The sequence below is a fragment of the Nonomuraea phyllanthi genome, from assembly GCF_006334985.2.
Classification (GTDB): Bacteria; Actinomycetota; Actinomycetes; order Streptosporangiales; family Streptosporangiaceae; genus Nonomuraea; species Nonomuraea phyllanthi.
In genome coordinates, this window is sequence record NZ_VDLX02000024.1 from 25,113 (window position 1) to 49,528 (window position 24,416).

Here is a 24,416-nt window from a genome sequence, read left to right on the forward strand (position 1 = left end):
GCGCCCGCACGATCTACCGTGCCGGCCGCATGCGCCCGATCCGTGGCGCCACCCCTCACGGCTTCAGCTTGAGCCTCTTCCTCGACGCACCCGGGAACACGACGACCAGGTGCTCCTCCCCGACATCGCCGACCCGCACGTAGACACGGAGCCGGTAGCGGCCCTTCCCCGCGATCGCCAGGTTCGGCATCGGGGCACCCGCACCCACCTCGCCCTCACCCTTCTCAGGCACGGTGAGCCGGCCGCTGAGGCTGACGATCGGCACCTCGTTGACCTGATCCCACCCGGCCGTCCGCCGTGGCGGCGCGGTACGGAGGGCCTTCACCGTGAGGCACAGATCGACGACGTCCTCGACATGTCCGATGAGCGCCGCGGTGCGGGCCACCCCGATGCCGGTGCTGTCGTCGAAGACCTTGTCCATCGCCTGTCCCGCCGCCTCCTCGGCAGCTTCGTCCGCGGGGTCGTGGACCAGATAGCCGGGATCGCCGTCGACGAACAGGAAGTAGTTGGCCGTGGCCTGGACGACACCCTTCGTCCGGGGCCACGGATCGCGGCACCTCGCGTTCTGCTCGGCGATGTAGGCGTCGTTCGCCGCCTTCATCTCCGCGGTCGACCGCAGCAGTTCGGGATGGGTCTCGCCGATGATCTCCGGGCAGACGTAGACGAGGTCCCACGGGTCCGCGCCCCAGGCGGGCCGCGCGCTCCCGGCCCGCTTCAGGATCGCCTCCTGCTCGTTGCGGTCCTTCGCACGGCAAAGCTCCCGCCCGTACGCGAGGATCGCCTGGTCCGACAGACCGTCCGGGAACATGGGCGGCACCCCGCCGTCTGTGCTCCGCGCCCGGCACAGGAACACGGCGTCGCGTGCCGCGGGTTTCACATCGCCGAAGCTGGGCCGGTCGTAGCAGCCCGGCGACCTGTCCGTGTAGGTGAGGTACGCGTTCTGCTCCGGTTGGATCATGGCGATGATCGGCAGCACGGCCACGGTCGCCACCGCGACCCGGACCGCGCGCCGCCGAGCGGGCGGAAGGTCCTCCAGGCGGTCGTCAGCGGGCAGTTCGCGGGCGGTCGCCGCGATCCACACGGTGCTGACGAGCCCCACCGCGTCCATCATGACGCTTGTCGCCAGACTGCCGCTGAAGACCTCTTCGAGGAGAAGGTTGAGTGGGATCACCAGTGCGTAGACGCCCACCGACAACCATCCGGCGGTCAGCGTGCCGCGGCTCCACCGGCCGTCGCGCCACTGCCCGATGACCGTGATGACGGTCGCCGCCACTCCGCCCAGCATCAGGCCCAGTCCGAGGATGTCGCCTGAGCCGAGCTCCAGGAGGTCGAGCTCGTCGAGCAGCTCATCGGCCATCCCGGCCAGTTCGAGCGCGAACAGCACCCCGGCCGCCGTGCGCAGCATCCCGGACCGCCAGCGGATGACGAGCAGGTACAGGACGTCGATCGCGGTCCACAGCGCGAGCTGGAACGCCGCGTCGACCACGTCGGGGAGCAGCGCGATCGGCAACCACAACACGAGCGCGTACGCCACCGCCAGATACAGCAGCCGGCGCAGCGCCCTCGCCCGGCGACTCAGCGGTCCCGGTGCGGGGGCACGCAGGATCAGCCACAGGAGCGCGGCCTTCACCGGGGCGGCCATGAGCAGCGCCACCACCGTCAGGGTGTCGAACCCGTTGTGCGCGTAGAACGCCCCATAGGCCGGGGGCGACCATTGGACGGCCACCCAGAGCCAGGAGTCCCCGATCAGCAGTCCCGCGACCGCCGCCGCGAGAACCAGACCCACTAATCCGATCCTGAGAATCCGCCATAAACCATCGGACAGCACGGGACGCGATCTTAGCGCGGCGCCGCCGCGGCGAGCCGCCGCGCGCACCTGCTCGGAGTCACGGAGCCCATGGACCGCCCAGGCCACCCGCAACGTCCTCATTGGCACCGCATCGGTACCGCGGCCCACGGTTGTCGACGTGGTGATCGGTCAGCCGTTATGACCGGGGCCGGTGAGGCAGACCGCGCAGAACCCCTCCATCAGGGCGTTGAACGCCGATGACAGTACGGCGGGGTCGCCGGGCAGGTCGAACCCGGCGGTCTGGAGCCGCTGGAGGTGTCCGCGCATGGTCTGCAGTTGGGCGTGGCGGATCTGGGCGACATGTTCGGCGAACTCCGGGTCGATGAGCGCCGGCGAAGTGCTTATAGAAGGAGCCGGCGGAGCTACTCGGGGAGGACCGGTGGGGTGCGGCCGTCGCGGAGCGCGGCCGCGAGGACGTCGCGCCAGGTCGCGCCCGCGTCGACGACGATCCGGTCCGCGCCGACGTGGTGGATCGTGTTGTGTCCGGACATGTCGACGACGACGCCGTGACCGACCTGGGCCCGGCCGTACACCGAGTGCCGCGCGCCCTGGGCGGCGACCTGCTTGCCGGCGCCGGCCGCCCATCGCACGACGGCGGCGACGTCCGCGACCGAGCCGGGGCGGAGCACCGCCTCCGGGACGGTGCGCACGACGTGGCCGAAGTCGGCCGCGGCGCGCTCGCGGGTGGCCGGGTCGCGCACGAGCTCGCCGTCGAGCGGTGGCTGGTCGAGGTCCTGGGGGTACGAGCGGAGTTCGACGGTGTTCCCGTCGGGATCGCGGACGTAGATCGACTGGCCGTCGCCGCGGGCGCCCGAGCGGGTGACCGGGCCCTGGACCACGTCGAGCACCCCGGAGTCGATGACCGCCGGCCAGTCGAGCGGCGCCACGACCAGGCAGATGTGGTCCACATTGGACTCACCGCGCGGACGTTCGACGAGGTCGATGATCGTGGCCGCGTCTACGCGGACCGAGGGGAGGAGACTTCATGATGGCCCGGCTCGTGCGGAAGGGGCTGGCGATCGCGCTGCTGCCCTCGGTCTACGTCCCCCACCTGACCGGTCTGGCCACCATCGAGATCACCGACGCGCCCATGCGCGTCGAGTACCTCGACTGGAGCGGCGTCGGACGCACCCCGGCGGCGACCGCGTTCCTCAACCTGCTGGACCTGCCGGACCGCTGACTACCAGGGGATTCTGGTGAGCTTGTCCGGGTTGCTCACCGAGCAGATGCCCAGCGCCCGGCCCCCGGCCGCGTTCGCAGCGACACCCGCAAGCGGCTCCGCGACCGTCCCCTGGTCGCCGGCCGGGTCCGGATGCTGGTCGCCGCCGCCTGCGTGGTTGTGGAAATCGCCACGCTCTTCAGGTACGAGGGCCGGCGTGCAGGACAACGAGCAGCCCCCGCGCGCGGGTGCCGTCCGGCACACGCCAGGAGCCGGCGACGTGGCCCATCGCTTCCGGCGGAAGGAAAGGCGCGTTGTCCGGGGCGGGGCGGAGGACCCGGTGCAGGCGCAGGGCCGTACCCTGCGGTGCAGGCAGCTCTGTGCCCTCCTGGTCGTCGGTGGCGGCGGTGGCGGTGAGTTCCGTGAGGGCGAGGCTGTCACCGATGTAGGAGCGGGTGACCTCCCGGTCAGGGGTGTCGCTGGTGTTCTGGTCCTGGGCGTGGACCCGGCCCTCGATCAGCGCCAGCAACTGGGTGACCAGCACCGGGTCGTGGCAGCCGTCGTAGGCCCAGCGCCGCCCCAGCACACCGTGCTCCATGGTGCCGACGAGAGCGTGCTCGGCACCGTCGAGCGGGGCACCGCGATAGGTGAGCGGCACCAGGTAGCTGGTCGGGTGAGTGCCTGAGGTGTCGGTGACCACCAAGAATTCGATCCCGACCTCGCCCTGGGGGTCATCCAGCCGGAAGCCCCCGGCCTTGGCCAACTCTGGCTCGCCCGCCCCGAGGTACCACGGCCGGGAGGGTAGCCAGGAGGCGAGCAGTTCCAACTTGGTCGGCTTGAGGTCGGTGTGGTGAATGACGGCCATGCCGAGGATTCTCTTCCGTTGAGCGGTACGACCTTCACATTTTCCCATCCGCACGGTAAGGCCCTGGACCAACAACCAGACGCGTCCCCGTGCCCAGCGGCTCCCGGTCCCTTCGGCCTGTGTACCCTCCGCGCCCTCCGAGACGGTGGGCCGGGCTGACGAAGGAAGCCCGGACCTTCGATCGCCGTCAACCAGTTTGATGATCAGCCACAGCGCGATCGCGACCTGTATGGGTGTGGTGGCTGACCCGTAGCTCTAGTCACGCTTGGGCCAGATCGGGCCCTGGTCGGTCCAGATGACGCCCTTGTTGCGGCACAGGCAGAAGGGGTGGCCGATCGGGTCGGTGTAGACCCGCCAGCCGTAGCCGTCGGGGCCGGTGAAGTCCTGCTGCAGCGTCGCGCCGAGATCGATGACGCGGCGCTGCTCGGACTCGATCTCGTCCACCTCAAAGTCGAGGTGGAACTGCTTGGGGTGCTCGCTGTCGGGCCACTGCGGAGCGCGGTAGTCGTCCACCCGGATGAAGGCCAGCTCGACCTCGCCGAACTTGATGCCGGCCCAGTTCTCGTGGCTGCCTACCTTGATCGGGCGGCCCGTCACCTCGGAGTAGAAGGCCGCCAGCTTCATCGTGTCAGGGCAGTCGATGATGAAATCGGTGAGTCGCAGCATCCCGCGATCTTGCCACAAGATCAGGGGAGCCTTGGGCTGTGCCCGAGCTGTCCTCTGTGCGGACGCAGTGGCGGCATCTGCGACGGCGCGTCCCTGTCGGCGGGTGTGAGGCTTGGTACGGCGAGCGCTGCGTGCGGCGGGCGGCTGTAAGGACCCGCACGCCGGCGGCGAAAGGCTCTACCGCTACCCGTGCCCGAAGGACCGCCCAAGGCCAAGAGCAAGGAAGCCGTCATGATCCCGCCCCCGCTGATCCCGCTCCTCAAGCCCCACCAAGAGGCCCAGCACGCCGTGAAGGAAGCGGCGGGGGAGCGGTGGCAGGACAAGGACGCCCGCGTAGACGACGCCCGCCACACTGCCGCGCGCCTTCTCATCGAACAATGGCTGGACATCAGCGTCGTTCAGGAGATCATCGGCCATTCACAACTGACCACCACCAAGCGCTACACCCATATCACGGCGACGCTCTCGACTGACGGCGCAGCCCGCATGGGTCGGGCTCTCTGGGGCTAACTGCAACTGGGAATGCAACCGGGCGGGCTTTCTGATCATCATGATCGACGAGTCCGCCCAGGTCATTGGTGGTAGGGCGCCCGGGGCTCGAACCCGGAACCTACGGATTAAAAGCCGCAGTTCTCAATGCCGCCCGCTATCGCAACGTGTCCTCTTGTATCGCCATGCCATGCGTTGCCCGCGCTCAAAATGTCCGAGGATGCCGCCCGGTGGTATGCCGCATCAGGTGCCGATGAGCATCCAACGAGCAACCGTGCAACGGTTGGCATCCCTTGACCATGCGCACTTCTCGACTGCCTGGGCAGTGTGCCACGTGGATCTCGCTGGTGCGGACCGCTGGTCACCAGGCATGGAACCGCCGGTTACTCGGCTGTGAGGCACACGTCGTTGAGCCGCTTGATGAGGCTGGGCTTGCGCTGGTGTCGTTCCCGGAGGCGGGCGAGGCGCCGGGTGAAAGCGCCGACATGATCGTCGCGGATGGCCAGGGCGTGCAGGTCACGCAGAAGTTCGACGGCCAGATCGTATTCGCGGGGCTTCTTGGTGCCGATCGAGGTCTCCACCACGTTCCATGCGGCGTCGAGATCCTGGGCGAGCCGGTTCAGGCGCAGTTCCCTGGCCTGCCGTCGCTCCTGTTCTCGTTGGGCCTGTTCTCCGGCGCGCCGGGCCGCCTCCTGCTGCTCGCGTATGTGGCGGCGGGTGGCGGCGGCGTCGAGCAGTTCGGCGACCGTCCGCCCTGTCTCCACCGCCTGGCCGGTGATTCCGCCGCCGAACTCGCGCAGCAGCTCCCACCGAACCTTCGCGCCGTCTTCCTCGATCACCCGCAGCAGCAGCGCGTCCTTGCGTTTGGCGGGCAGAGCGCCGATCCAGGCGGTCAGGGCCGTTCGGTTGTGCTGTACGGGTTGCGCCGGCGGGCTGGCTTCGGCGGCGGCTGCGAGCAGGTCGTCGTCCAGGCGCAGAAAGTCGGCCAGGGCCCGTTGCGGTGCGCTGAGCGAGCCCAGTCCGGGTGGGACGGGCGGCTCCAGTTCGTCCTCTTTCTCGTAGTCGAAGGCGTCCTCGTCACGCTCCCAGGTCCCGTACGCCGACAGCCAGGCCAGATACAGCGGCCGCAGGTCCCCGGCGGCCAGCTCGGCGCGGATGCCGACGATGGCCGACAGCGAGCGTTCGACGTCGTTCTCCCAGTACTCCTCTTCCGCTTCGCTGGTGAAGTCGAGGATGAGGTGTGCGCCGCTGGTCCAGACGCCGACTTGATCGCCTACGCAGTAGCATTCGGCCTGCTCGGGGTCGAGCAGGGCCTTCGGCAGGCGCAGCATGATGCGGTGGGTGCCCCAGTTGGCCAGGTACAGGTGGGCGTCGTAGTAACGCTCCATCATGCGGGACGGGTCGCCGTGGAAGTCGCCCCAGTGGTACTCGTTGGTGAAGCTGGTGGCGGTGATGTGGGCCCGGGTGGACAGGGCACGCACCTCGGCCTGCTGCTGCTCGGTGAGCGGCCGGTCGATGGCCAGAAACTCGTAGTACTGGTATTCGCTCATGCTGTCACCCGGCCCAGCGGCGGAACGCGTGGATCCATTCGGCTCCGGCCGGTGGCGGGTCGGGGAGCGGCAGCTCGAGGATGCCGATCGCCTGCTTGTGCTCGCCATGGCGGCAGATCGCTACGATGCCACTCCCGACCAGGAAGTCGATCGCGGTGACGGTGACTTGCAGGCCGAGCACGGTCGTCTCGAACGGCATCGCCAGATTGTCGCCGATCATCACATGGAAGCCGGAGAGCTGCTCGTCATCGTCGTAGGCGTCCACGATCGCCTGCTCGATCAGCTCATCCAGATGATCGTCATGGGGGCGGCGAGTCACGGCAACACACGATACTCCCGGAGGAAGCCGCTGTGATCGCGCTCGGGCGTGGAGATTGCTGGTTGTCAAGGCTGTGCGGGGGTGAGGTCGGTGTGCGGGAAGTCCTCGCCCTTGAAGAGCAAGGGCTGCGTGCAAGCCGAGATCGTCCGTAAGCTCAGCCGCAACCATCTGGAGTGGCTCGCCGACTTGGTGCCTGCCGACTCCTCCGACGAGGAACTTCTCGCCGTCCGCACCCAGGCCCGGTACTTGGCGCGCGTCGCCCAGAAACTGCAGACGGAGGGTGCCACGGTCCCCTACCTGACGTACGCGACCTACCAGGACTATGTGGCCGCGATGCTGGATGTGGCCAGAAACCTCAGCGACACCATCCGCGGCTACCAGAGCCAGATCCGGCAGCGCAGGGAGGCCGAACGGGAGGCCGACAACGCCGAGAAGATCAACCAGAACTCATCACGAACCACGGCTCCCAGAAGAACGACCTGACCATCAACGTCAACGAACCGATCCCGGACAACTACGCATGCTCGCTGATGATCGACACCAAGATCATGTTCCGGGACATCTTCGTCGGCGGCTTCAACCAAGGTAACAGCACGCTCACTCCGGGCGGCCCATGCGCCTGCACCGACAACGACCTCAAAATGCGAGCGCTGGACGGCATCAAGGGCAAGCTCCCGACTGCACTCAAGGACCAAGTGGGCAGCGTGACCTTCAAGCCTGTCTCGGTGTTCGCCCTGGAAAACCTGCTCTTCCCCGCCGCTCAAGTCATCAGCTTGGAGCAGGCTTACGTTCCTGGCGATCTCCTCGTCGTCGGAAACTTCATTGACAAGGACTCGTTCTAGAGAACCGGGTCATCTATCGTTAGCCTCGATCTTTCGGGTGCCCAGCAGTGAGGAGCAACCGGGCTCCGGCTGCCTGCGGCTCGGGGAACCGCCGCCCGCCGAGCGTCTCGGGCAGGCCACCGCGCCGCCTATCTCTCGGCCGTTTCGGCCGAGAGATAGGATCACCGCCACAATCACTTTACCGAGGTGGCCAGGCGTCCCGAGCGCCTCGATCCGGCCAACGGCAGCCGTCCGCCTGGACGGAGCGCTATCTCGATCTGGCCGTACACAGAATCCGCTCGGCGGTGGTCACCGTCAAGGTCTTCTGGCATCTTGCGACGCCTTGGCACCTGGAGCCCACAGGACCTGAACCGCCCGTGTGCGTCGACCAGGCTCCCGCCCTCTCGCCGATCAGTCGTCCGCCACCGCGGAGAAGTAGTCGAAGAGCAGCTCGTCCGGCACGTCCATCGCGGTGCTGATTCCTTGCAGATGTGTGGTACGCAGCATCGGCAGGTTGGCCTCTCCACCAGGACCGCCGGTGCGCGCGGTGCCGCCGTCGATGGGTAGCAGCGGGACGGGGCCCAGATGGCTGTCATTGATCTTCAAGGTGCCCCCGTTGCGTACTTCCGTCGCGAAGGCGGTGATGACGGCGCGATCGGTGGCCCACAGGGAGTTGCGCAGCCCGTAGCGGTTGGCGTTGAGGAAGGCGATCACGTCGTCGATACGGGGTGGGTCGGCGATCACCGCGGTCAGCAAGGGGTAGAAGGTCTCCTCGCAGGCCGCGCGCAGCGTTCGTGCTTGCTGCAGTCCGTCCACCCGCAGCAGGGCGGGCCGGATGAACGGTCCTCGCGCGCGTGGCACCTCGTGGACGTCGACGAACTCTCCGCCGGTCACCAGCGTCGCCCCCGCACCGACCGCCTCCGCGACGACCTCGGTGAACTCCGCGCGCCGCACGACCGGGCTGAGAATGACGTCCGGACGTTCCGGGCGTCCCACGGCCAGCCGTTCGATCTCCCGCTGCAGTCCTTTGAGCACCTCATCGGCGATCTCGGAGTGCAGCACGGCACGGTTGGGAGTCAGGCAGATCTGTCCCGACGCGTAGAAGGCCTCCAGCATGGCTGTGATCGCCGGGTCCAGGCGAGCGTCCTGCCACACCACCACGGTGTCATTCGCCGACAGTTCCAGGATCGGCTTCTTGCCGTGCCGCAGGCAGTCCGCAGCCAGCTCCAGCCCCCGGCAGGACGGGCCGAAGTAGTAGATGTCGTCAAGGTTCGGACTGTCCAGCCACTCCGGCACCACCTCCCGCACGGGGGCACACAACGCACTGAACACGCGGGCATGGCCGGCCAGCAAGGGCGCGATCAGCTCATGGCAGACGAACGCCGCGCTGAGCGGGGCGCTCGGCGGCAGATCGACCACGACCGCGTTGCCCGCGGCCAAGGTCGTCACCGCGGAGAACACCAGGGTCGCGGCGGCGGCGTTGCGGGCCGGGATCAGGCCGACCACGCCGTCCGGCTTGCGTACCAGCTCGATCCTGCGGCCGTTGACCCCATGATCACAGCTCATCAACCTGGCCGCGACGGTGACGGTCCTGGGGTGCACCGCCGCCAGCATGGTGGAGATCTCCATCCGCGCGACGCGTACCGGATGGCCCTCCGCGACCAGAAGATCCAGCAGCTCATCCTGGCGGGCGCGCAGCACCTGGTGGAAGGCGGTCACGAAGCCCACGCGCTCGGCCAGCGGGACCCTGCCCCAGGCCGGCTGATGGGCGCGGGCGGCGTCCAGAGCCTGACGGCGCTGGCCGGGGCCGCTCAGCGCGACCCTGCCGACCAGGGACGGGTGGGTAAGCGCATCGGGGCCGGCCGCGCCGGTGTCCAGCGTCGCCTTCAGCGCCGCCATGTCGTACGGCGCCTCGAGCGCGTCCCCGGCCCGCACCCAATGCACCCATCCGGCGCCATCCACCAGTTGGCCGCCGACCAGCGGCCGGTAGCTGCGCAGCACGCCTTAAACCCTGCCGAACAGCCAGTGTCCGAGCGCGTCGGCGCTCTCATCGGGGTTGCTGTAGTAGTCGCGCATGGCGGCCAGCAGCTCGGTGACGCTCAGAGAAGCGCTGCCATCGGTGTCCAGTTTGCTGAAGGCCAGGTCGGCGTTGTTCACGGAGGTGCGCATCACCTTGTGGAACTCGGCGAACTCCTGGCGGCTGACCGTGCCGTCGCCATCGGTGTCCAAGAGCCCGCACAACGCCTCGGCCATGGGCAGGAACGCCCGGTCGAAGCCAGTGGGATCGTCGACGAACGCTCGCGTCATGCCCGTCCGGTACTCCTGAAGAGTGAGCCGCCCGTCGCCGTCGACATCGGCGGCCGAGCACAGCGCCTCCCAGAACCGGACCATCCCCGCTGCCATGGCGGTCGCCTTCGGCGAGGTCGGGGACTCGCCGAACTGGGCCACCAGGCGCGAGCCGACTCCGAGCAGGTCGTCCCGTTCGACCGTGCCGTTGCCGTCGACGTCGAGATGTCCGAAACAGATATCGATCTTGCGGGTCATCAGGTCCAGGGTTTGCATGGCCGGCCTTCCGTCGGAGATCGTCACGCCAGTTACATCAGCAACCAGCCCTTCCCTCTTTGTATTCATATCGTCACCGACAGTGAAACTCATGGTTATGCTGGTGTCTCCGCCCGGCCAGGGTCCGGATCCGACGAACGACAGATGGGCCCGCAGTAGCGTCGCGTCATGTCGGGCGCCTTCGCCAGGGTCCTCGTACAGACCGACCAGAGTGGCCACCGCCCGCCGGACATCCGGCAACCTGGGCGCGGGAAGGCGGCCCACCGCTCTTGTCGGATGGACGCAGCGGCCTCGCTCGATGGCGTCGCCGCCACTGAGTTCTGGCTACGCTTTTGCCTTTCGCGCACAGATCAAGCGTGGGGCCCAGAAGGCGACCAGCCTTGCCATGCCGTTCTCTGGTGACTTCCATTCGGCTTTGGCATGGCGCATGAGGACGATTCGCCAGGATGTGTCCATCGACACGGTGTTCCACACCGGGCCCTTGCAGCGCCCGCCTCGGATGACGCGGGCGCTGGCGAGTTCGATGAGGGTGGTCGAACTATGCGCAGGCCGTGGAATGGATCACGTCTGGCTCCTGGGCGTGTCCGCGTCGCAGGGCTGGGTGCCGGGGTTGCGGTAGAGGGACAGCAGGCAGCGGCCGAGCGCCTGCTGGCCGAATGCGTTGGGGTGCATGGCCTCCTGCTGGTGTCCCTGGCTGATCTTCGCGCCGACGGTGCCGTACCGTACCCACTCCATCGTGTCGCCCAGTTCGGCGGCGTCGTCCAGCGTGCCGGCTTGGCCGGTGCCCCGCTCGCACAACGCGTGGCCCTCCACGGCGCCCAGCATGCTCAAGAACTCCGCACCGGTCGCGGTGGCGACCCGTCGCAGCATGGCGTCGATCGCGGGTGCCAGGGTGTCGTGCATCAGGTCGAAGTCGGCGTCCCACAGCGGGCAGCCGCCCACGAGCGTACGCGTGGCGGTCTTGCCGCCGCTGCCCTCGCCGTAGCGCACCCGGGACGAGGAGGGCACCGGGGAGGGATAGGACTGCAGGATCAGCCGGTAGCCGGCGGAGCGGGCCGGTGCCTGGCGCATCACTTGGCGGATCTTCTGCACCGCCAGGGTCACCTGCTGCTCCGTCGCCGGTAGCGCGGCGAGAAACCGGTCGCCCTCGCCCGTGGAGGCGCAGGAGCGTTTGTCGCCCGCCATGTACAGGGCGGCGCAGCGGCGCAGCATCCCGGACAGGTTCAGGTCGTTGCCGCCGATCGACAGCACGACCGCCTCGACCTGCCGGGTGGCGGCGACCTCGGCCAGCAGGTCGGCTTGGGAGGTGGTGTTCTCCTTGAACGCCTCGTCGATGACGTGCCGGGTCTCCGCGCCCGAGCAGGCCAGGTTGACCGGGGTGAACCCGGCCTGGCGCAGCCCGGTGATCTCGGCCACATCGGAGCGGTGACATCCGGTGCCCGCTCCGTGCACGGCCGTGTCGCCATAGACCCGCTGGGGGTCGTAGCGGCAGATCAACCGCTTGCGATAGGCGGCCCGGTCGGTTCCGCCGCGGGTGCAGCCCGCGGCGGCGGCCACCGTGCTGTTGCCCCACCATCGACCCGCCTCGCCGGAGATGAAGCTGTCTCCCAAGGACACCGCCACCTGCCCGGCTTCCTGGGCATGGGCGGGTGCGGGAACGGCCAGGGCTGTGCCGCTCAGCACCAGGAGTGCCAGGACCCGGCCAGCGTACCCGGCACGGCGCAGGCGGCGGGGAGCGGCGGGAGCACTGCGGGGATGCTGCGGGGTGGTAAAGCTCACTGCTGTTCCTTCACTGTGAGTGGGAAACGCCTCTGAGTCGGCCTTCGGCGTGTGGAAGTACGCAAACGCATGCCTGATCTCGGCGTTCGGGGCTGCTGGAGATCCGTTGGCTGCTTTCTCAGGTGAGAGTGGGTGGTGCGAACACGTGTCCGGTTCGGGGGGAGCCGCCGGTACCGGGCGCTGAGCGCGTACAGCGGCGGGTGGAGCTGCCGTCCAGGCCGAGGTGTTCGACGATGGCGGTGCCGTTCCTCCAGGCATGGAAGCACGCACGCACGCTCATCCTGTTTCCCGGCTCATGCGGGACACATGAGACGAGGCGGGGCCGGGGGAGCGGGTGGCTACGGCCGGGGGCAGGGCAGGTGGCCGTTCAGGCGGTGCTCAGGGCGGCCGGGAGCCGGGGGGTGGGTGGGATGGGCAGGTACATGACACTTCCTTTCCGCCGAACATGCGAACACTTAGAGTAGTCATTGATAACTGTGTGTTGATGTATCGTTTGAGTGAGGAGACTCTGCCCTGCATGCGATGCCTGAGCGCGCCGGGCAGCCGACAGGGCCCTCCGTCGCCCGAGGGCCCACGGTTGCTGTTCCTCGAGTGCCGCATCGGCATGAACGATTGCGGGACGGCATGTTCTCCTGCGATGGCGTGCGCTCGCATGTGCCGACCAGAAGTTGTACGCACTTGCTTGGTTCCGGTCGTTAGCCATTCCCCACCCCGGGTAGATCCGGTTGGTCCATCAGCGGTCGGGAAACGAGGGCCGAACATGACCCTGCAAGTAGCCGAGATGCTCTCCACCTATCCCAAGGATCTGGGCGGCGTCGATCAGGCGCGCCTCACCAGCTGTATCGAAGCATGCGTGCGGTGCGCCCAGGCCTGTACGGCGTGCGCGGACGCCTGTCTCAGCGAGGACATGGTCGCCGAGCTGACCAAGTGTGTCCGTACCGACCTCGACTGCGCCGACATCTGCGAGACCACCGCCCGGGTCCTCTCCCGGCACACCGGATACGACGCCCACATGACGCGCGCCATCCTCCAGGCCTGCGCGCAGGCGTGCAAGGCGTGCGGCGACGAGTGCGAGCGGCACACGCGGCACCGCCACTGCGCCGTCTGCGCCGAGGCCTGTCGCGCCTGCGAACGCGCCTGCCGCGACCTGCTCGGCGCCCTCGGCTGAGGACCTCGCCTAGCCTGGGCAGCGCCGTTCGAAGACGGTCAGATTCCTGAGCTCATGGCGCCGCGTCGGCTCGCCCAGGGCCTGAGCGATCCGCGCCAGCTTCTCCTCAGCCAGGGAGTTCTTCCTGGCGATCGGTGAGCTGCCGGTGGCGCTGTGCCAGGCGATGAGCAGCCTGCCACGTGGCCGGGTCACGCGGCGCAACTCGCGGACGCCTGCCTCCAGATCCGGCCACATCGCCACGTTGTTCACCGAGACCACGACATCGAAGCTGCGGTCGGGATGGCCCGTGTCCGCCGCGGTGCCGAGCCGTAGGTCGATGTCGCGTCCGCGGTTGTGCCGGGCCGCCAACTGGAGCATGTCGGGTGAGGGGTCGATGCCGCAGACTCGATCGGCGTCGATGTGCCGCAGCAGACCGCCCGGACCGCATCCCACTTCCAGCACGCTGCCCTGTTTCCCGATGAGCGTCACGAGCTCGCCCGGATCGTTGAGCCACAACATGAGCCGCCCCGCCAGACGTCCGAGCGCTCCTCGCGGAAGGGCGAACGGAGAGCGGATGGGCTCGTCGTACGCCCAGGACTGGATTTCGTCGGTGGCCATGCCCCCAGGTTCGCGGTTCAACCGGGCTTGAAGTCAAATGGACGCATGGAGCTCATCTCGATAGGTGAGGCCGCCCGCCGCCTCGACCTCAACGCTTCGGCTCTGCGCTACTACGAGGAACGAGGTCTGGTACGGCCGGCCGCTCGACACTCCGGCAAGCGGATGTACGGACAGGCCGAGCTGCGCCGTCTCGCCCTGGTCGCCCTGATGCAGCGGCTTGGGGTCCGGCTCGACACCGCCGCCGCCGTCATGGACGAGTCGGGCGAGCAGTGGCGCTAGATGGTACGGGACCAGATCGTCGAGCTGGAAGCACTGATCGAGCGAGCCCAGGGAGCCCGGAAGTTCCTCTCAGAGGCGCTGACCTGCCCCGCCGACCATCCCACGAGCGAGTGCCCGCATCTGGTCGGCGTCCTGGACCGGTTGTTCACCGGCGGAACGTTCGAGGAACTGGCCGAAGAACACGTGGATGATCAGGACAACGCGATTAGATGATCCGTCGGGCAGAAGCCGGCCGGGGGTAGGGCTCCCTCACGCATGTCAAGGGCGGTTCTCAGTGGCCGTGGTGGTACTGGTGCGTCACCGCGTGCCCCTTGCCGCGGGAGATCAGCCACTTGTTCACCGGTGTCGTCAGCACGAAGGCCACCAGCAGCGACCCGGCCAGCGCCACCCAGAACAGCCAATTGGCCAGGCCCGCGTCCATGGCGCCGGGCACCACCAGCATGACCGTGTTGTCCAGGATCTCCATGATCGCGATGGACACGGTGTCGGCGGCCAGCGCGACCTTCAACGCCGTACGCAAGTCGACCCCCGCCCGCAACACGCCCCGCATGGTCAGCGCATAGCCGAACACGAAGGCCAGCGCAACGGACAGCACCACGGTGGCGAGGTTGGACAGGCCGGCGGCGGTGCCGATGACCATGCCGAGCACCTCGCCGATGGCACACCCGGTCAGGCAGTGCAGCGTTGCCTGCGCGGCCATCGGCCAGGTGGCCACGGGCAGGCGATCCTGCCCGGCGGATTCGGTCGCATGGTGAACGTGCTCGTGCCCGGAGGGTGGAGTGGGCTCAGGGGTTGCGTGATGGTGACCGCTGTGGTCCATGAAAACGCTCCTTAGTCGGAAAGCCCAGACTATATACGGCAGGGGGGTATCCGGGAAGGCTGGGACGATGCGTCCCGCGCCCTGTCATGAGCGTTTGCGTTTTTGATCCGGACTTGGACGGGTCGGTCGCGGCTCGAGAGGCTCGGAGCGCATGAGCACCTTGTTCACTCGGTCGTGTGGTGGGGGCGATGGAGAGAGCCGCTCCGCGATCATGGACTGAAAGTGGGGACAACCGGCCAGATCCTCATGATCGCAGTCCAGCGCACAGTCGATGAGGTCAAGAGACGCCTGTGCCTCGGCGATGTGCCGGGCCAGCTCCTCCCGGCGGCGCAGCAGGGCGGTGCGTCGTTCGGCCGCGTCCGAGGTGGCCATCATCTCGTGGATCTCTTCCAGGCTGAATCGCCGCCGCGGACACCAAGGACGAACTGCTACGCCGAGCGCTGGATCCGGACGATACGCGGCGAGTGCACCGACCGAATGCTGATCTACGGCGAACGTCATCTGCGCGTGGTCCTGAACGAGTATCTCGATCACTACAACGCGCATCCGCCGCATCAGGGCCGTGGACAGCGACCATCCGATCACAATGAGCATGTAGTGGTGTCACTGAAAGGCTGGATCGAACGCCACGCGATACTCGGGGGAGTGATCAACGAGTATCGCCGAGCCGCATAGCTCGGTCGCAGAAACCTCAGCTCAAACCATGCACGCGAGTTTTGACGCCCTACACGCCCGGCTGTTCGGCGACAATGCCTGGCCCCGCCTCACGTCAAGGCTGTGCTCAGCTCATCCTCGCCGCGCGATGATGGCCCGTCTGTCGCTCAGATCACGAGATACGTGCCGGCTCCGGTACCGCTTCAGGTCCCGCGGCGTCGGCCGGGTCGTTCTCGATCAGGATCACTTCGGCCCGATTATCCGGGCGTCCTCCGGCACATTGCCGAGGCCTGGAGCGGCCGGGCTGTCCCAGTCGACCCGGTGGTGGAAGACCCAGGCCATCTTCTCGGGTTTGGCCAGCTTGGAGAAGGTCTTGATGGCCCACGCGTTGATGATACGCATGACCGGTCCTGCGGCCTTGGCACTGTTCTTGCGGTTCGTGGCGGCGATGACCTTCTCCACGCGCGGCCGGCGGTTCTTCTCGTACGTCGCGAACGCCTCGGCATACGGCTGATCGCGCAGGCATCGGGCCAGCTCGATCGCGCTTTCGATGGCCAGTGACGCGCCCTGCCCCGAGCTGGAGGAGGGGGCGTGCACCGAGTCGCCGACCAGGACCATCCGGCCCTTGCTCCAGGCCGGCACGCGCGGCATGTTCTCCATCGGGCCTACGACGATCAGCTCGTCGGGGCGGGTCGCGGCCATCAGCTGGGCGGCAGGGGTGCGGTCGGCCGCGTAGGCCTCGGTCAGGATGCGCAGCCACTCCTCGGGCTTGGTCTCCCGGACCTGTGCCGGCGTCATGGGCTCTGCCTGGGGGAAGTTGGCGAACCACACACTGGTGTCGTCGTCGAAGACCTGATAGCCGAAGAAGCCCTTCTTGCCGAACGGCATGTTCATCTTGCCCTCGGTGGACGGGATTCCGGGTTCCTTGATCAGTGCGCCGAAGCTGATCAGCCCGGCGTACCTGGGTCCGGGCGCGTCGGGGTCGATCAGTGAACGGACCGCGGAGCGGATGCCATCGGCGCCGATGAGGATGTCGCCCTCGGCCGTCGTGCCGTCGGCGAAGTGCGCCGTAACGCCGTCGTCGCCTTCCTTGGCGTCGACGAATCGTTTGCCGTACTCGATGGGGATGCCGCGCCGGGCCGCCTCGGCCATCAGCACGCGGTAGACGTCGTGGCGGAACATGAACAGCATCGGCGGGATGCCCGGCGGGTTGCCGAACTCGCCCAGTCTGCCGCTCTTCCAGTCCTGTAACACGATGCCGGTCATGGGCTTGCCCAAGGGGCGGACGATGTCGCCGAGGTCGAGCGCGTCCAGGGCGAAAGCACACCTCTCGCGCTCACCGTTCTCGGAATGCTCATGTACGAGCCGCAGCACGTGTACGGCCTGCAGCAGTTGATCAGGCAATGGGGGAAGGACCTCGTGGTAAACGTCGGCCAGCGGACCAGCCTGTATCGCGTGATCGAAAGGCTGGCCACCGAGGGGTTGGTGGCGGTCCAGGGCACCGAGCGCAATCAGGCCTAGCCCGAGCGCACCGTGTACGAGATCACTTCGGCCGGGCGGCGGGTCGCGGTCGAGTGGCTGACCGAGATGCTGGCCGTGCCAAAGCAGGAGTTCGCGCAGTTCCCGGCCGCCCTGTCACATCTGCTGATGCTCGCCGCCGAGGACGCCGCAGGCATCCTCCAGCAACGGCTCGACGCGATGGACAAGGAGATCCAGGACCTGCAGAACCGGCTGGCCGGGCAGGAGGTCGAGCGGGTGAGCATGCTGGAGTTCGAGTACCTGCACGCCGTCGCCCAGGCGGAGGCCGCGTGGCTGCGGGGTGTAATCGCCGACCTGAAGGCCGGCCGACTGTCCTGGTGAGAAACCACCGTGATCAGCTGATCCGCGGTCAGCGGTTTGAGCAGCTTGGCCCATCAGGCTCGACCCGCACGTCCTGCAGCATCAGCGTGTTGATGTATTCCCTGAACCAGCGAGGGGCTGTATGGAGTTGAGATCAGAGAGTTTCGCTGCGCTACGGTGCGTGATCCTGGTAGGTCTGCGTCATGGCGTGTGGAGACCTCTGCGCCTGCCGACAATCACATCCACCCCCGTCATGGCCATGCGCGCCTTCGCGCGGCGTACGCGGCCTCCGGCCATCAGGAGAAGAAGAACGTGTCAGTCGTGCACCTTCGCCTGGCCTACTTGACCGTCACGAACGCCTTCGCCGCGTTGCGGCTGCTCTCCTTGGGCGATCGGGACAAGGAGGTCGAGATTCTCGCCTGGCGTCACCAGATCACCGTTCTGCAGCGACAACTCGGCGATGACGCCCGGGTGAGATTCGCGCCCGAGGATTGGGCCCTTCTCGCCGCTCCTCTGACCTCGCTGCCCTACGATCTCCTGCGCCGGCTGCGGCTGCTCGTCCGACCAGACACCGTCCTGCGCCGGCACCGCGATCTCATAAGACAGCGTCATGCCCGTACCTGCCGGTCGAGGCGGCCAGGGCTCCCGCCCACGGTCCGCTCCATCCGCGCCCTCATTCTGCGCCTGGTTCGCGAGAAGCCCGGCTGGGGCTACCGGCGGGTCCACGCGGAGCTCACCACGCTCGGTATCAGGGTCCGGACGCGAGCGGGGGTGAGCCGCTCGGGCGACAGCGGCCTCTCCCACGGGCGGCGCAGGTCTCCGGCGAGCAGGCGAGCGAGACGAAGCCGGGCGTAGGCGATAATGATCAGCCAGGTCCAGCGGTCAGCGGCATAGGGGTCGCGGATCTTCGGGACGGCCCAGCCCAGGGTCTGCTTCCACATTCTGAACGTGTGCTCAAGATCGAACCGGCGCCAGGCGCTGCGGCGGCCCAGCCGGGGGTGGAGCCGGTCCCAGCAGGAGGCGACCGCCGTGCCGTACCGGCTGGTCGCGGTGCTCGTGAGGTGGGCTGGCTCGCCCCAGCTGGTCTCGTCCTTCATCCGGAACTCGCCTCCGTGTTTGGGCGGACGTCCGCCACAGGGGCCGGCCAGCAGGAATTCCTCACGCGACGGGGCGGGACGCAGCAGCACCCGGTCCGAGCGCAACCAGCCCGGGGACGGTGTGCGGCAATGCCCGCTCGATGAAGCATTCTGGTCCAGCATCAGTTGCTCGCCGACCCCGGGTGCGCGCATCGATATGAACAGCGGGCGGGCGTCGGCGGGGAACTCCTCCCACGACATGGGGCAATCGGTCGACCACCTGGAACGGGCGGGCTACATGGAACGCCGCCCGAATCCCCACGACGCCAGGTCGCGGCTGATCGTGCTCACCGAACGGGGAAAGCCGTCCAGTCGCCGGCGGCCGGCGCAGGAGACCGGATCGAGGAACGGTGGGCCGAACTGACAAGCCCCGAGGACTTCGAGGCTCTCCGCGCCCTGCTGCATGCACCGCCTGCTGGACCGCATCGGCGAAGCAGACCCCGATGCCGCCGATCGCCTGACCTCGATTGACAAGAGCCGACTCGACCAACAGTGAGACGGTGTCACCTCGGCTACGAACGGGCTCGACAGCATTCGACATCACCGCAGAACAGAAGTAGCGGAACGAAAAGTCACGCCCAGCCCCTCCACCGAGCGGCTGAGCGGAACCGGTGATGGCGTGAGTGGGCCCCGGGGACGGGTGCCGCAGCGGCAACGATCACCACTCGGCTCCGCTGTCACATTCGGAGCCCCGGCGGTGTCTTCATGTCGAACAGCCAGAACGCACACCTACAGGGAGAACGTCATGGCGCTGCGCGTTCCCAAGGCCGAGCTTCCCGCCGACCTCAGGGAAAACATGATCAGGCAATTCGGCAGCGTGCCCGAGAACGTCGAGGTGCTATGGAACAGCCCCGCACTCGCTCGTGACAACTTGGAGTTCGGCGGCAAAGTAGGCGCGTGGAATGCGGCCGACGCGAGCCTCAAGTCGTTCGCGCACATGGCCGTCGCCGCACAGATCGGTTGCAGTTGGTGCCTCGACGTCGGCTACTTCCAGGCACAGAACGACGATCTGGACCTGGCCAAGGCGAGCCAGGTGCCGCGCTGGCGGACCTCGGATGTGTTCACCCCGTTGGAGCGGGACGTGATGGGGTACGCCGAGGCCATGTCGAACACGCCGCCGACCGTCACCGACGAGCAGTACGCGAGTCTGCTGGAGCGGCTCGGCCCTGCGGCGATGGTCGAGCTCACCGCGTACATCGCCTACGCCAACCTGGCGACCAGGGCCAATGTGGCGAACGGGGTCACCTCGCAGGGCTTCTCCGAAGCTTGCGAGATTCCGCTGGCCAAGGTCCCGGAGAAGTCAGGCGCGGCGCCGACGGCGTGACCAGGGACACGATGACCAAGGACCCGTTCCTCACCCACCGCAGCCTTCTGTTCACCGTCGCCTACGAGATGCTTGGGTCGGCGACCGACGCGGAAGATGTGCTGCAGGAGTCCTGGCTCCGGTGGGCCGATATCGACCACGCGCAGGTGAACGCCCCCCGGGCCTACCTCGTCCGGCTCGTCACCCGGCAAGCGCTCAACCACCTGCGCACGCTGTCGCGCATCCGCGAGGACTACGTCGGCGAGTGGCTGCCGGAACCACTGCTGACCAGCCCTGACGTCGCCGAGGACATCGACCTTGTGGAGAACGTCTCGATCGCGATGCTGACCGTACTGGAAACGCTCGCTCCGACGGAACGTGCGGTGTTCGTGCTCCGCGAAGTCTTCGAGATGCCCTATGGCGAGATCGCCGAGGCCGTCGAGAAGTCCGCGGCCACAGTGCGGCAGATTGCCCGGCGGGCCCGTGACCGCGTGGCCGCCCGGCAGCCCCGGGTGCGGGTGAGCCGGTTGGAGCAACAAATCGTGGTGGAACGGTTCCTGGCCGCGGTGCGCACCGGGCAGGTGAAGGAGCTGATGGAGGTTCTCGCGCCAGACGTGGTCCTGATCGTCGACGGCGGCGGGCTCCCGTCCGCCGCCCGGGCACCGATCCATGGGGCCGAACTCGTAGCGGAGTCGCTCGCGCGCCCGAACCGAACGGTGTCGGCCGTCTGGCTCAACGGCGCGCCCGCCGGCCGGATCGAGACCGACGGCCAAGTGGCTGCGGTGAGCCTGATAGTCGAGAACGGACGGGTGAGCCGGATCCACGCGGTAGCGAACCCGCAGAAGCTGACGCGGCTTGGGGAGCCGGCCCAACTCGCCAGATGATCCCGCTACTACGTCGTCCAGTCCGCGATCGCGTCGTTGCAGGCCCGCGAGCGGATCGACTGGCCGCAGGTCGCCGAGCCGTACCGGCGGGCCGGCCTCACCGGCTCGTCGGCGGTCGAGCTCAATCGCGCCGTCATGACCTGGGCGCTGGGCTCCGGCTCGCGTCCTTCGGCTGTCCGGACCTGTTCGCGCAGGTCGTTGTGGAGAGCGTAGAGATCACCGTCCTGCCACCAGCGAGTGAAGATCGCATGGACGGTGCGCCAGGGCGTCAGGAAGTCGGCGGGCAGATTGCGCCACTTGCAGCCGTTGTCTGCCACGTACCGGATGGCGTCCATGATCAGGCGACGGCAGTACTCCTCGGGTCATCCACCGTTGCCGTGTAACCAGGCCGGCCAGGGCATCAGCGGCTTGATGACCTGCCATTCTTCGTCGCTCATGTCGGTGGTGTAGCGGGGCGAGCGGATCGGGTGATCGGAAGGTCATCACACCGTCGCCTGCTCCAGGTGCGCGTCAGGTGCCTGCCCCTGACGCTCCGTTGCGGGACCTCCGCTGACGAGCGGCAGCCACAGCACGAACCTGGCCCCGCGCGGCGAGTCCTCGACCGTGAGGGTGCCGTGGTGGGTGTGGGCGATGTCGCGCGAGATGGCCAACCCGAGCCCGCTCCCGCCGGGGTCGCGGCGGCGGCCGTCGTCGAGGCGGACGAACCGTTCGAAGACGCGTTCGCGGTGGGCCGGCGGGATGCCGGGCCCGTCGTCGGTCACCGTGACCGCGACCCCGTCGTCGGCCGGTTCGACGCTGACCTCCACCGCGGACTCGGCGTGCCGCAGAGCGTTGGCCAGGAGGTTGTCCAGCACGCGGATCAGCTGCATGCGCGAGCCGCGGATCTCCAGCCCGGCAGGCGCGTGGATGTCGATAGGCACCGCGGCGGAGTGCGCGCTCGCCTCGGCGGCGACGAGCTCGCCGAGATCGATCTTCTCCGGCGGCAGCGGATCGGCGGCCCGGAGACGGGCGAGCAGCAGCAGGTCGTTGACGATCGCATCCAGCCGGCCGGCGGTGGTCAGAGCGTTCCTGAGCGCGGCCTGGGCGTCGACGTCGTCCGGATAGAGCAGCGCCTCCTCCAGTTGCGTGCGCAGCCCGGCGATCGGGGTGCGCAGCTCGTGGCTGGTCGTGGAGGCGAACTGGCGCAACTGCTCCACCGCGCCCTCGAGCTGGGTGAGGGTCTGGTTGGCGGTGGTGGCCAGCCGGCTGATCTCGTCGTTGCCCCGCGGTTGCGGGACGCGCAGGCTGAGGTCGCTCACCGTGATCCGCGCGATTCTGGCCCTGATCGCCTCGACCGGACGCAGCGCGCGCCCCACCAGCATCCATGCGGTCCAGGCCGCGATCCCGGTGACCACGGCGATCCCGGCCGCGATGGCGTACTCGAGCTTATGGGCGGCCAGCAGGTCCGGCTCCGGGAAGCCGGCGTAGACGACGCTCGCGTCCGGTGCCGGAGTCAGGCGGATGGCGTGCAGCAGCAGGCACCGGTCGTTCGGCGGGCACTCGCGGTAGGGCTGGAAACGGGCATAGGGCGGCGGTCGGCGGCGGCTCAGCGGCACGGTCGCGGAGGCATCCCGGCTGGCCTTCACGACCCGGCCATGGACGTCCACGACCTGGATGAGGGGGACGGCCGGGTCAGCGGGTATCGGATGCGGCACCCCGCCGGCGCGGGCGACCGGGCTCCATTGGCTGGCCACCACTTCGGCCTGACGGAAGTCGGCGGACTGGATCCGGTAGCGGATCGCCAGGTCCAGCGTCCCGCCGAGTACCACCAGGACGCTCATCGCGAACAGCGCCGCGATGAGGGTGCACCGAGCCCGGAGGGAGCGCGGGCGTGGAAGGATCGGCATGCCACCTCCGAAGGCCAGAAGGCGTCGAATCGGTGCGGGGTTGGCGCCCTGCGGCATCACGTCAGTCATGTGCTTTACCAGTTGTTCGGCCACGGTACCGAGCAGTCCCGCCAGGACCTCGCGAACGTGTCGACATCCTTCCGTTCGAGAGCTCGGAGCACAGCGGCCACGTCGACACCGGCCCTCGTTCGCGGCCTTTCCCATCAAATCGGTGGGGGTTACGGGCCAGGACGAGGCGGGGATCATGATATCGGCCATACTTTATTCATAATTTGTCCGTTTTGTAGCTCTATGGCCATTTTGGGGTAATCGGGTGATGCGGGCGCACTTGCGCCGGACGTTCACCGCACAGAATCGGACAGAACTCGACGGGGGATCACATGACCACAGCGGATGATCGATACCGCGAGCCGCACCGCATCGGGGTGGTGGTCTTCGACGGAGTGAAGATGCTCGACGTGGCCGGAGCGAGCGAGGTCTTCAGCGAGGCCAGACTGATGGGCGCGAGGTACGAGATCGAGTTCTGCTCGGTCGGGGCCCGGGGGGTGATGTCGTCGATCGGCATACCCGTGTGCGTCAGTGCCGATGCCGCCGATCGCGATCTGCGGTTCGACACCGTACTGGTGGTGGGCGGCGACCTGTTCCCCACACACCCAGTCGATCCGGAACTGCGGGAGGCGGTGCGCGGCCTGGCGGCCAGATCCGGCCGCGTCTGCTCCATCTGCACCGGCGCCTTCATCCTGGCCGAGGTCGGCGTGCTCAGCGGAAGGCGAGCGACCACGCACTGGCGGCACACCGGCGTGCTCGCCGCGAGCTATCCGGACATCACGGTCGAGCCCGACTCGATCTTCGTCCGTGACGGCAACGTGTTCACCTCCGCCGGCGTTTCGGCGGGCATCGATCTCGCACTTGCCTTGCTCGAGGAGGACCATGGCGGCGAGATGGCCCGGCAGGTTGCCCGGTCGCTCGTGGTCTACCTCCAACGCCCCGGCGGCCAGTCGCAGTTCTCCCCAACGCTGGAGGGGCCGCGGCCCAAGACGCCCCTGCTCCGCGCCGTCTTCGACGCCGTCGCCGCCGATCCCGCCGCGGAGCACACGACGCAGAGCCTCGCCACACGAGCTGCGGTGAGCCCCCGGCATCTCACGAGGCTCTTCCGTTCAGAGCTCCAGACCACGCCGTCGCGGTACGTCGAGTCCATCCGCCTCGACACCGCCAAGGCCGCGCTGGAGGGCGGAGCCGCCGTGACCGAGGCCGCGCAGAAAGCCGGCTTCGGCAGCCCTGAGACGATGCGCCGGGTGTTTGTCACGCGGCTGGGCGTCTCGCCACGCGCCTATAGGCAGGGCTTCCGATCGGCACGCCGCGAGGCGCCGGCCGAGCCCGGAACGACCCGAAGGATGGCGTCCCGCCGAGTGGTGTAAATCATGACGATCAGTGACTGGCCTATAGTCCACCGTCACCACCGCCTCCCGCATCTGCACTCACAGTAAAAGGCGGTTCCCCATCAAACAGTCACGACCACAAAAGACCAGCTCAGGCACTCACTGACGAAGAGCTGCCCCAGCTGGGATTGACGGTGCCAGCTCCGTGCTGACGGCGAACCTGACACCAGCCTGCACGTCCGCCACGCTCTCGGGCAGCATGACAAAGGTCGGACTACCCGAAACCAGCATCGAACGGCCGGCCGATTCATAGGCGGCCGAGCCCGGTTCGATGATGTCCCCGCCGAAGTCACGCCAAGCGGTTTCACTTGCTGAATTCATGATGTTCCCTTCCACTCAGGAGAATCTCGAT

At 68.0% G+C, this 24,416-nt stretch carries 30 protein-coding genes and 1 pseudogene; 13 read left to right on the plus strand and 18 right to left on the minus strand.

Annotated features, from left to right (window positions below; all coding sequences use genetic code 11):
* Window positions 1–55 precede the first annotated feature (55 nt).
* From FH608_RS43195 to FH608_RS43200, 3 genes are all read right to left on the minus strand, one after another.
* Window positions 56–1,786, minus strand: a complete 1,731-nt coding sequence (locus FH608_RS43195) for a hypothetical protein (protein WP_139636811.1) — start codon at window positions 1,784–1,786, stop codon at window positions 56–58.
* Window positions 1,787–1,978: 192 nt separating this feature from the next.
* Window positions 1,979–2,116: a hypothetical protein gene (locus FH608_RS52055; RefSeq protein ID WP_193318949.1), complete on the minus strand. Its 138-nt coding sequence runs from the start codon at window positions 2,114–2,116 to the stop codon at window positions 1,979–1,981.
* A gap of 95 nt (window positions 2,117–2,211) precedes the next feature.
* Window positions 2,212–2,757, minus strand: a complete 546-nt coding sequence (locus FH608_RS43200) for an FAD-binding protein (protein ID WP_139636813.1) — start codon at window positions 2,755–2,757, stop codon at window positions 2,212–2,214.
* Between the two features lie 77 nt (window positions 2,758–2,834).
* On the opposite strand from FH608_RS43200, the gene FH608_RS43205 reads away from it, so the two are divergent.
* Complete coding sequence (locus FH608_RS43205) at window positions 2,835–3,029, plus strand: type 2 periplasmic-binding domain-containing protein (RefSeq protein WP_193318950.1); 195 nt, start codon at window positions 2,835–2,837, stop codon at window positions 3,027–3,029.
* 178 nt (window positions 3,030–3,207) lie between these two features.
* On the opposite strand, the gene FH608_RS43210 is transcribed toward FH608_RS43205, so the two are convergent.
* Both FH608_RS43210 and FH608_RS43215 read right to left on the minus strand, forming a co-directional pair.
* Complete coding sequence (locus tag FH608_RS43210) at window positions 3,208–3,873, minus strand: maltokinase N-terminal cap-like domain-containing protein (protein ID WP_139636815.1); 666 nt, start codon at window positions 3,871–3,873, stop codon at window positions 3,208–3,210.
* Window positions 3,874–4,128: 255 nt separating this feature from the next.
* Window positions 4,129–4,539, minus strand: a complete 411-nt coding sequence (locus tag FH608_RS43215; protein WP_139636817.1) for a VOC family protein — start codon at window positions 4,537–4,539, stop codon at window positions 4,129–4,131.
* A 231-nt stretch (window positions 4,540–4,770) separates the two neighbouring features.
* On the opposite strand from FH608_RS43215, the gene FH608_RS43220 reads away from it, so the two are divergent.
* Entirely contained in the window at window positions 4,771–5,049 is a 279-nt protein-coding gene (locus FH608_RS43220) for a tyrosine-type recombinase/integrase (RefSeq protein ID WP_139636819.1), read from the plus strand.
* Between the two features lie 362 nt (window positions 5,050–5,411).
* Here FH608_RS43220 and FH608_RS43225 read toward each other — a convergent pair whose 3' ends face one another.
* Together FH608_RS43225 and FH608_RS43230 are read right to left on the minus strand one after the other, a co-directional pair.
* The gene (locus FH608_RS43225; protein ID WP_139636821.1) at window positions 5,412–6,578 is read right to left on the minus strand and encodes a hypothetical protein; all 1,167 of its coding nucleotides are present in this window, start codon (window positions 6,576–6,578) and stop codon (window positions 5,412–5,414) included.
* A 4-nt stretch (window positions 6,579–6,582) separates the two neighbouring features.
* The gene (locus FH608_RS43230; RefSeq protein WP_226900426.1) at window positions 6,583–6,897 is read right to left on the minus strand and encodes a calcium-binding protein; all 315 of its coding nucleotides are present in this window, start codon (window positions 6,895–6,897) and stop codon (window positions 6,583–6,585) included.
* 111 nt (window positions 6,898–7,008) lie between these two features.
* Between FH608_RS43230 and FH608_RS43235 the strand changes: the two genes are divergently transcribed.
* Together FH608_RS43235 and FH608_RS43240 are read left to right on the plus strand one after the other, a co-directional pair.
* On the plus strand, window positions 7,009–7,380 hold the full coding sequence (locus FH608_RS43235) for a hypothetical protein (protein WP_139636823.1): 372 nt from the start codon (window positions 7,009–7,011) through the stop codon (window positions 7,378–7,380).
* Between the two features lie 47 nt (window positions 7,381–7,427).
* Window positions 7,428–7,739, plus strand: a complete 312-nt coding sequence (locus FH608_RS43240; protein WP_139636825.1) for a hypothetical protein — start codon at window positions 7,428–7,430, stop codon at window positions 7,737–7,739.
* A 390-nt stretch (window positions 7,740–8,129) separates the two neighbouring features.
* On the opposite strand, the gene FH608_RS43245 is transcribed toward FH608_RS43240, so the two are convergent.
* From FH608_RS43245 to FH608_RS43255, 3 genes are all read right to left on the minus strand, one after another.
* Window positions 8,130–9,719: an aldehyde dehydrogenase family protein gene (locus FH608_RS43245; protein ID WP_139636827.1), complete on the minus strand. Its 1,590-nt coding sequence runs from the start codon at window positions 9,717–9,719 to the stop codon at window positions 8,130–8,132.
* A gap of 3 nt (window positions 9,720–9,722) precedes the next feature.
* Window positions 9,723–10,307, minus strand: a complete 585-nt coding sequence (locus FH608_RS43250; RefSeq protein ID WP_226900427.1) for an EF-hand domain-containing protein — start codon at window positions 10,305–10,307, stop codon at window positions 9,723–9,725.
* Window positions 10,308–10,841: 534 nt separating this feature from the next.
* Window positions 10,842–12,059, minus strand: a complete 1,218-nt coding sequence (locus FH608_RS43255) for a GDSL-type esterase/lipase family protein (protein ID WP_193318951.1) — start codon at window positions 12,057–12,059, stop codon at window positions 10,842–10,844.
* A 766-nt stretch (window positions 12,060–12,825) separates the two neighbouring features.
* On the opposite strand from FH608_RS43255, the gene FH608_RS43260 reads away from it, so the two are divergent.
* Complete coding sequence (locus FH608_RS43260) at window positions 12,826–13,227, plus strand: four-helix bundle copper-binding protein (protein WP_139636967.1); 402 nt, start codon at window positions 12,826–12,828, stop codon at window positions 13,225–13,227.
* A gap of 9 nt (window positions 13,228–13,236) precedes the next feature.
* Here FH608_RS43260 and FH608_RS43265 read toward each other — a convergent pair whose 3' ends face one another.
* Window positions 13,237–13,824 (minus strand): class I SAM-dependent methyltransferase, encoded by a 588-nt coding sequence (locus FH608_RS43265; protein ID WP_139636831.1) that lies wholly within the window; start codon window positions 13,822–13,824, stop codon window positions 13,237–13,239.
* A 45-nt stretch (window positions 13,825–13,869) separates the two neighbouring features.
* Here FH608_RS43265 and FH608_RS53430 point away from each other — a divergent pair, with 45 nt between their 5' ends.
* A complete protein-coding gene (locus FH608_RS53430; protein ID WP_226900428.1) occupies window positions 13,870–14,103 on the plus strand; it encodes a MerR family transcriptional regulator in 234 nt (77 codons plus the stop codon).
* Window positions 14,104–14,316 (plus strand): hypothetical protein, encoded by a 213-nt coding sequence (locus FH608_RS53435; protein ID WP_226900429.1) that lies wholly within the window; start codon window positions 14,104–14,106, stop codon window positions 14,314–14,316.
* Between the two features lie 58 nt (window positions 14,317–14,374).
* Here FH608_RS53435 and FH608_RS43275 read toward each other — a convergent pair whose 3' ends face one another.
* Window positions 14,375–14,818: a DUF4396 domain-containing protein gene (locus FH608_RS43275; protein WP_226900430.1), complete on the minus strand. Its 444-nt coding sequence runs from the start codon at window positions 14,816–14,818 to the stop codon at window positions 14,375–14,377.
* 351 nt (window positions 14,819–15,169) lie between these two features.
* On the opposite strand from FH608_RS43275, the gene FH608_RS54575 reads away from it, so the two are divergent.
* Complete coding sequence (locus tag FH608_RS54575; protein WP_226900443.1) at window positions 15,170–15,598, plus strand: transposase; 429 nt, start codon at window positions 15,170–15,172, stop codon at window positions 15,596–15,598.
* Between the two features lie 222 nt (window positions 15,599–15,820).
* Here the strand turns inward: FH608_RS54575 and FH608_RS43285 are convergent, their stop codons facing one another.
* Window positions 15,821–16,855 (minus strand): FAD-dependent oxidoreductase, encoded by a 1,035-nt coding sequence (locus FH608_RS43285; RefSeq protein ID WP_139636837.1) that lies wholly within the window; start codon window positions 16,853–16,855, stop codon window positions 15,821–15,823.
* 72 nt (window positions 16,856–16,927) lie between these two features.
* Between FH608_RS43285 and FH608_RS53440 the strand changes: the two genes are divergently transcribed.
* Complete coding sequence (locus tag FH608_RS53440) at window positions 16,928–17,098, plus strand: hypothetical protein (protein WP_226900431.1); 171 nt, start codon at window positions 16,928–16,930, stop codon at window positions 17,096–17,098.
* Between the two features lie 12 nt (window positions 17,099–17,110).
* Complete coding sequence (locus FH608_RS53445; protein ID WP_226900432.1) at window positions 17,111–17,437, plus strand: hypothetical protein; 327 nt, start codon at window positions 17,111–17,113, stop codon at window positions 17,435–17,437.
* Between the two features lie 294 nt (window positions 17,438–17,731).
* On the opposite strand, the gene FH608_RS43295 is transcribed toward FH608_RS53445, so the two are convergent.
* Both FH608_RS43295 and FH608_RS43300 read right to left on the minus strand, forming a co-directional pair.
* Window positions 17,732–18,028 carry a hypothetical protein gene (locus FH608_RS43295; RefSeq protein ID WP_139636839.1) on the minus strand — a complete coding sequence of 99 codons (297 nt, stop codon included), beginning with the start codon at window positions 18,026–18,028 and terminating at the stop codon, window positions 17,732–17,734.
* 98 nt (window positions 18,029–18,126) lie between these two features.
* A complete protein-coding gene (locus FH608_RS43300; RefSeq protein WP_139636841.1) occupies window positions 18,127–18,513 on the minus strand; it encodes a hypothetical protein in 387 nt (128 codons plus the stop codon).
* Between the two features lie 784 nt (window positions 18,514–19,297).
* Here FH608_RS43300 and FH608_RS43310 point away from each other — a divergent pair.
* Window positions 19,298–19,876 (plus strand): carboxymuconolactone decarboxylase family protein, encoded by a 579-nt coding sequence (locus FH608_RS43310; protein ID WP_139636843.1) that lies wholly within the window; start codon window positions 19,298–19,300, stop codon window positions 19,874–19,876.
* Between the two features lie 11 nt (window positions 19,877–19,887).
* Window positions 19,888–20,739: an RNA polymerase sigma factor SigJ gene (gene sigJ, locus FH608_RS43315; protein WP_139636845.1), complete on the plus strand. Its 852-nt coding sequence runs from the start codon at window positions 19,888–19,890 to the stop codon at window positions 20,737–20,739.
* An 8-nt stretch (window positions 20,740–20,747) separates the two neighbouring features.
* On the opposite strand, the pseudogene FH608_RS43320 reads toward sigJ, so the two are convergent.
* A pseudogene (locus tag FH608_RS43320) lies at window positions 20,748–21,086 on the minus strand (transposase); the annotation flags it as partial.
* 135 nt (window positions 21,087–21,221) lie between these two features.
* Complete coding sequence (locus FH608_RS43325; protein WP_139636849.1) at window positions 21,222–22,625, minus strand: sensor histidine kinase; 1,404 nt, start codon at window positions 22,623–22,625, stop codon at window positions 21,222–21,224.
* A 380-nt stretch (window positions 22,626–23,005) separates the two neighbouring features.
* Here FH608_RS43325 and FH608_RS43330 point away from each other — a divergent pair, with 380 nt between their 5' ends.
* Window positions 23,006–24,043, plus strand: coding sequence for a GlxA family transcriptional regulator (locus FH608_RS43330; protein WP_139636851.1), 1,038 nt, complete (start codon window positions 23,006–23,008; stop codon window positions 24,041–24,043).
* Window positions 24,044–24,163: 120 nt separating this feature from the next.
* Here the strand turns inward: FH608_RS43330 and FH608_RS43335 are convergent, their stop codons facing one another.
* Complete coding sequence (locus FH608_RS43335; RefSeq protein ID WP_139636853.1) at window positions 24,164–24,400, minus strand: hypothetical protein; 237 nt, start codon at window positions 24,398–24,400, stop codon at window positions 24,164–24,166.
* Between the last annotated feature and the right edge of the window lie 16 nt (window positions 24,401–24,416).

Coding starts and splice junctions, on each gene's coding strand:
- FH608_RS52055 (WP_193318949.1), bottom strand. CDS start 2,116: ATGCGCGGACACCTCCAGCGGCTCCAGACCGCCGGGTTCGACCTGCCC.
- FH608_RS43205 (WP_193318950.1), top strand. CDS start 2,835: ATGATGGCCCGGCTCGTGCGGAAGGGGCTGGCGATCGCGCTGCTGCCC.
- FH608_RS43210 (WP_139636815.1), bottom strand. CDS start 3,873: ATGGCCGTCATTCACCACACCGACCTCAAGCCGACCAAGTTGGAACTG.
- FH608_RS43215 (WP_139636817.1), bottom strand. CDS start 4,539: ATGCTGCGACTCACCGATTTCATCATCGACTGCCCTGACACGATGAAG.
- FH608_RS43220 (WP_139636819.1), top strand. CDS start 4,771: ATGATCCCGCCCCCGCTGATCCCGCTCCTCAAGCCCCACCAAGAGGCC.
- FH608_RS43225 (WP_139636821.1), bottom strand. CDS start 6,578: ATGAGCGAATACCAGTACTACGAGTTTCTGGCCATCGACCGGCCGCTC.
- FH608_RS43240 (WP_139636825.1), top strand. CDS start 7,428: ATGATCGACACCAAGATCATGTTCCGGGACATCTTCGTCGGCGGCTTC.
- FH608_RS43265 (WP_139636831.1), bottom strand. CDS start 13,824: ATGGCCACCGACGAAATCCAGTCCTGGGCGTACGACGAGCCCATCCGC.
- FH608_RS53430 (WP_226900428.1), top strand. CDS start 13,870: ATGGAGCTCATCTCGATAGGTGAGGCCGCCCGCCGCCTCGACCTCAAC.
- FH608_RS53435 (WP_226900429.1), top strand. CDS start 14,104: ATGGTACGGGACCAGATCGTCGAGCTGGAAGCACTGATCGAGCGAGCC.
- FH608_RS54575 (WP_226900443.1), top strand. CDS start 15,170: ATGATCGCAGTCCAGCGCACAGTCGATGAGGTCAAGAGACGCCTGTGC.
- FH608_RS53440 (WP_226900431.1), top strand. CDS start 16,928: ATGCTCATGTACGAGCCGCAGCACGTGTACGGCCTGCAGCAGTTGATC.
- FH608_RS43295 (WP_139636839.1), bottom strand. CDS start 18,028: ATGACGCTGTCTTATGAGATCGCGGTGCCGGCGCAGGACGGTGTCTGG.
- FH608_RS43300 (WP_139636841.1), bottom strand. CDS start 18,513: ATGAAGGACGAGACCAGCTGGGGCGAGCCAGCCCACCTCACGAGCACC.
- FH608_RS43310 (WP_139636843.1), top strand. CDS start 19,298: ATGGCGCTGCGCGTTCCCAAGGCCGAGCTTCCCGCCGACCTCAGGGAA.
- sigJ (WP_139636845.1), top strand. CDS start 19,888: ATGACCAAGGACCCGTTCCTCACCCACCGCAGCCTTCTGTTCACCGTC.
- FH608_RS43325 (WP_139636849.1), bottom strand. CDS start 22,625: ATGCCGATCCTTCCACGCCCGCGCTCCCTCCGGGCTCGGTGCACCCTC.
- FH608_RS43330 (WP_139636851.1), top strand. CDS start 23,006: ATGACCACAGCGGATGATCGATACCGCGAGCCGCACCGCATCGGGGTG.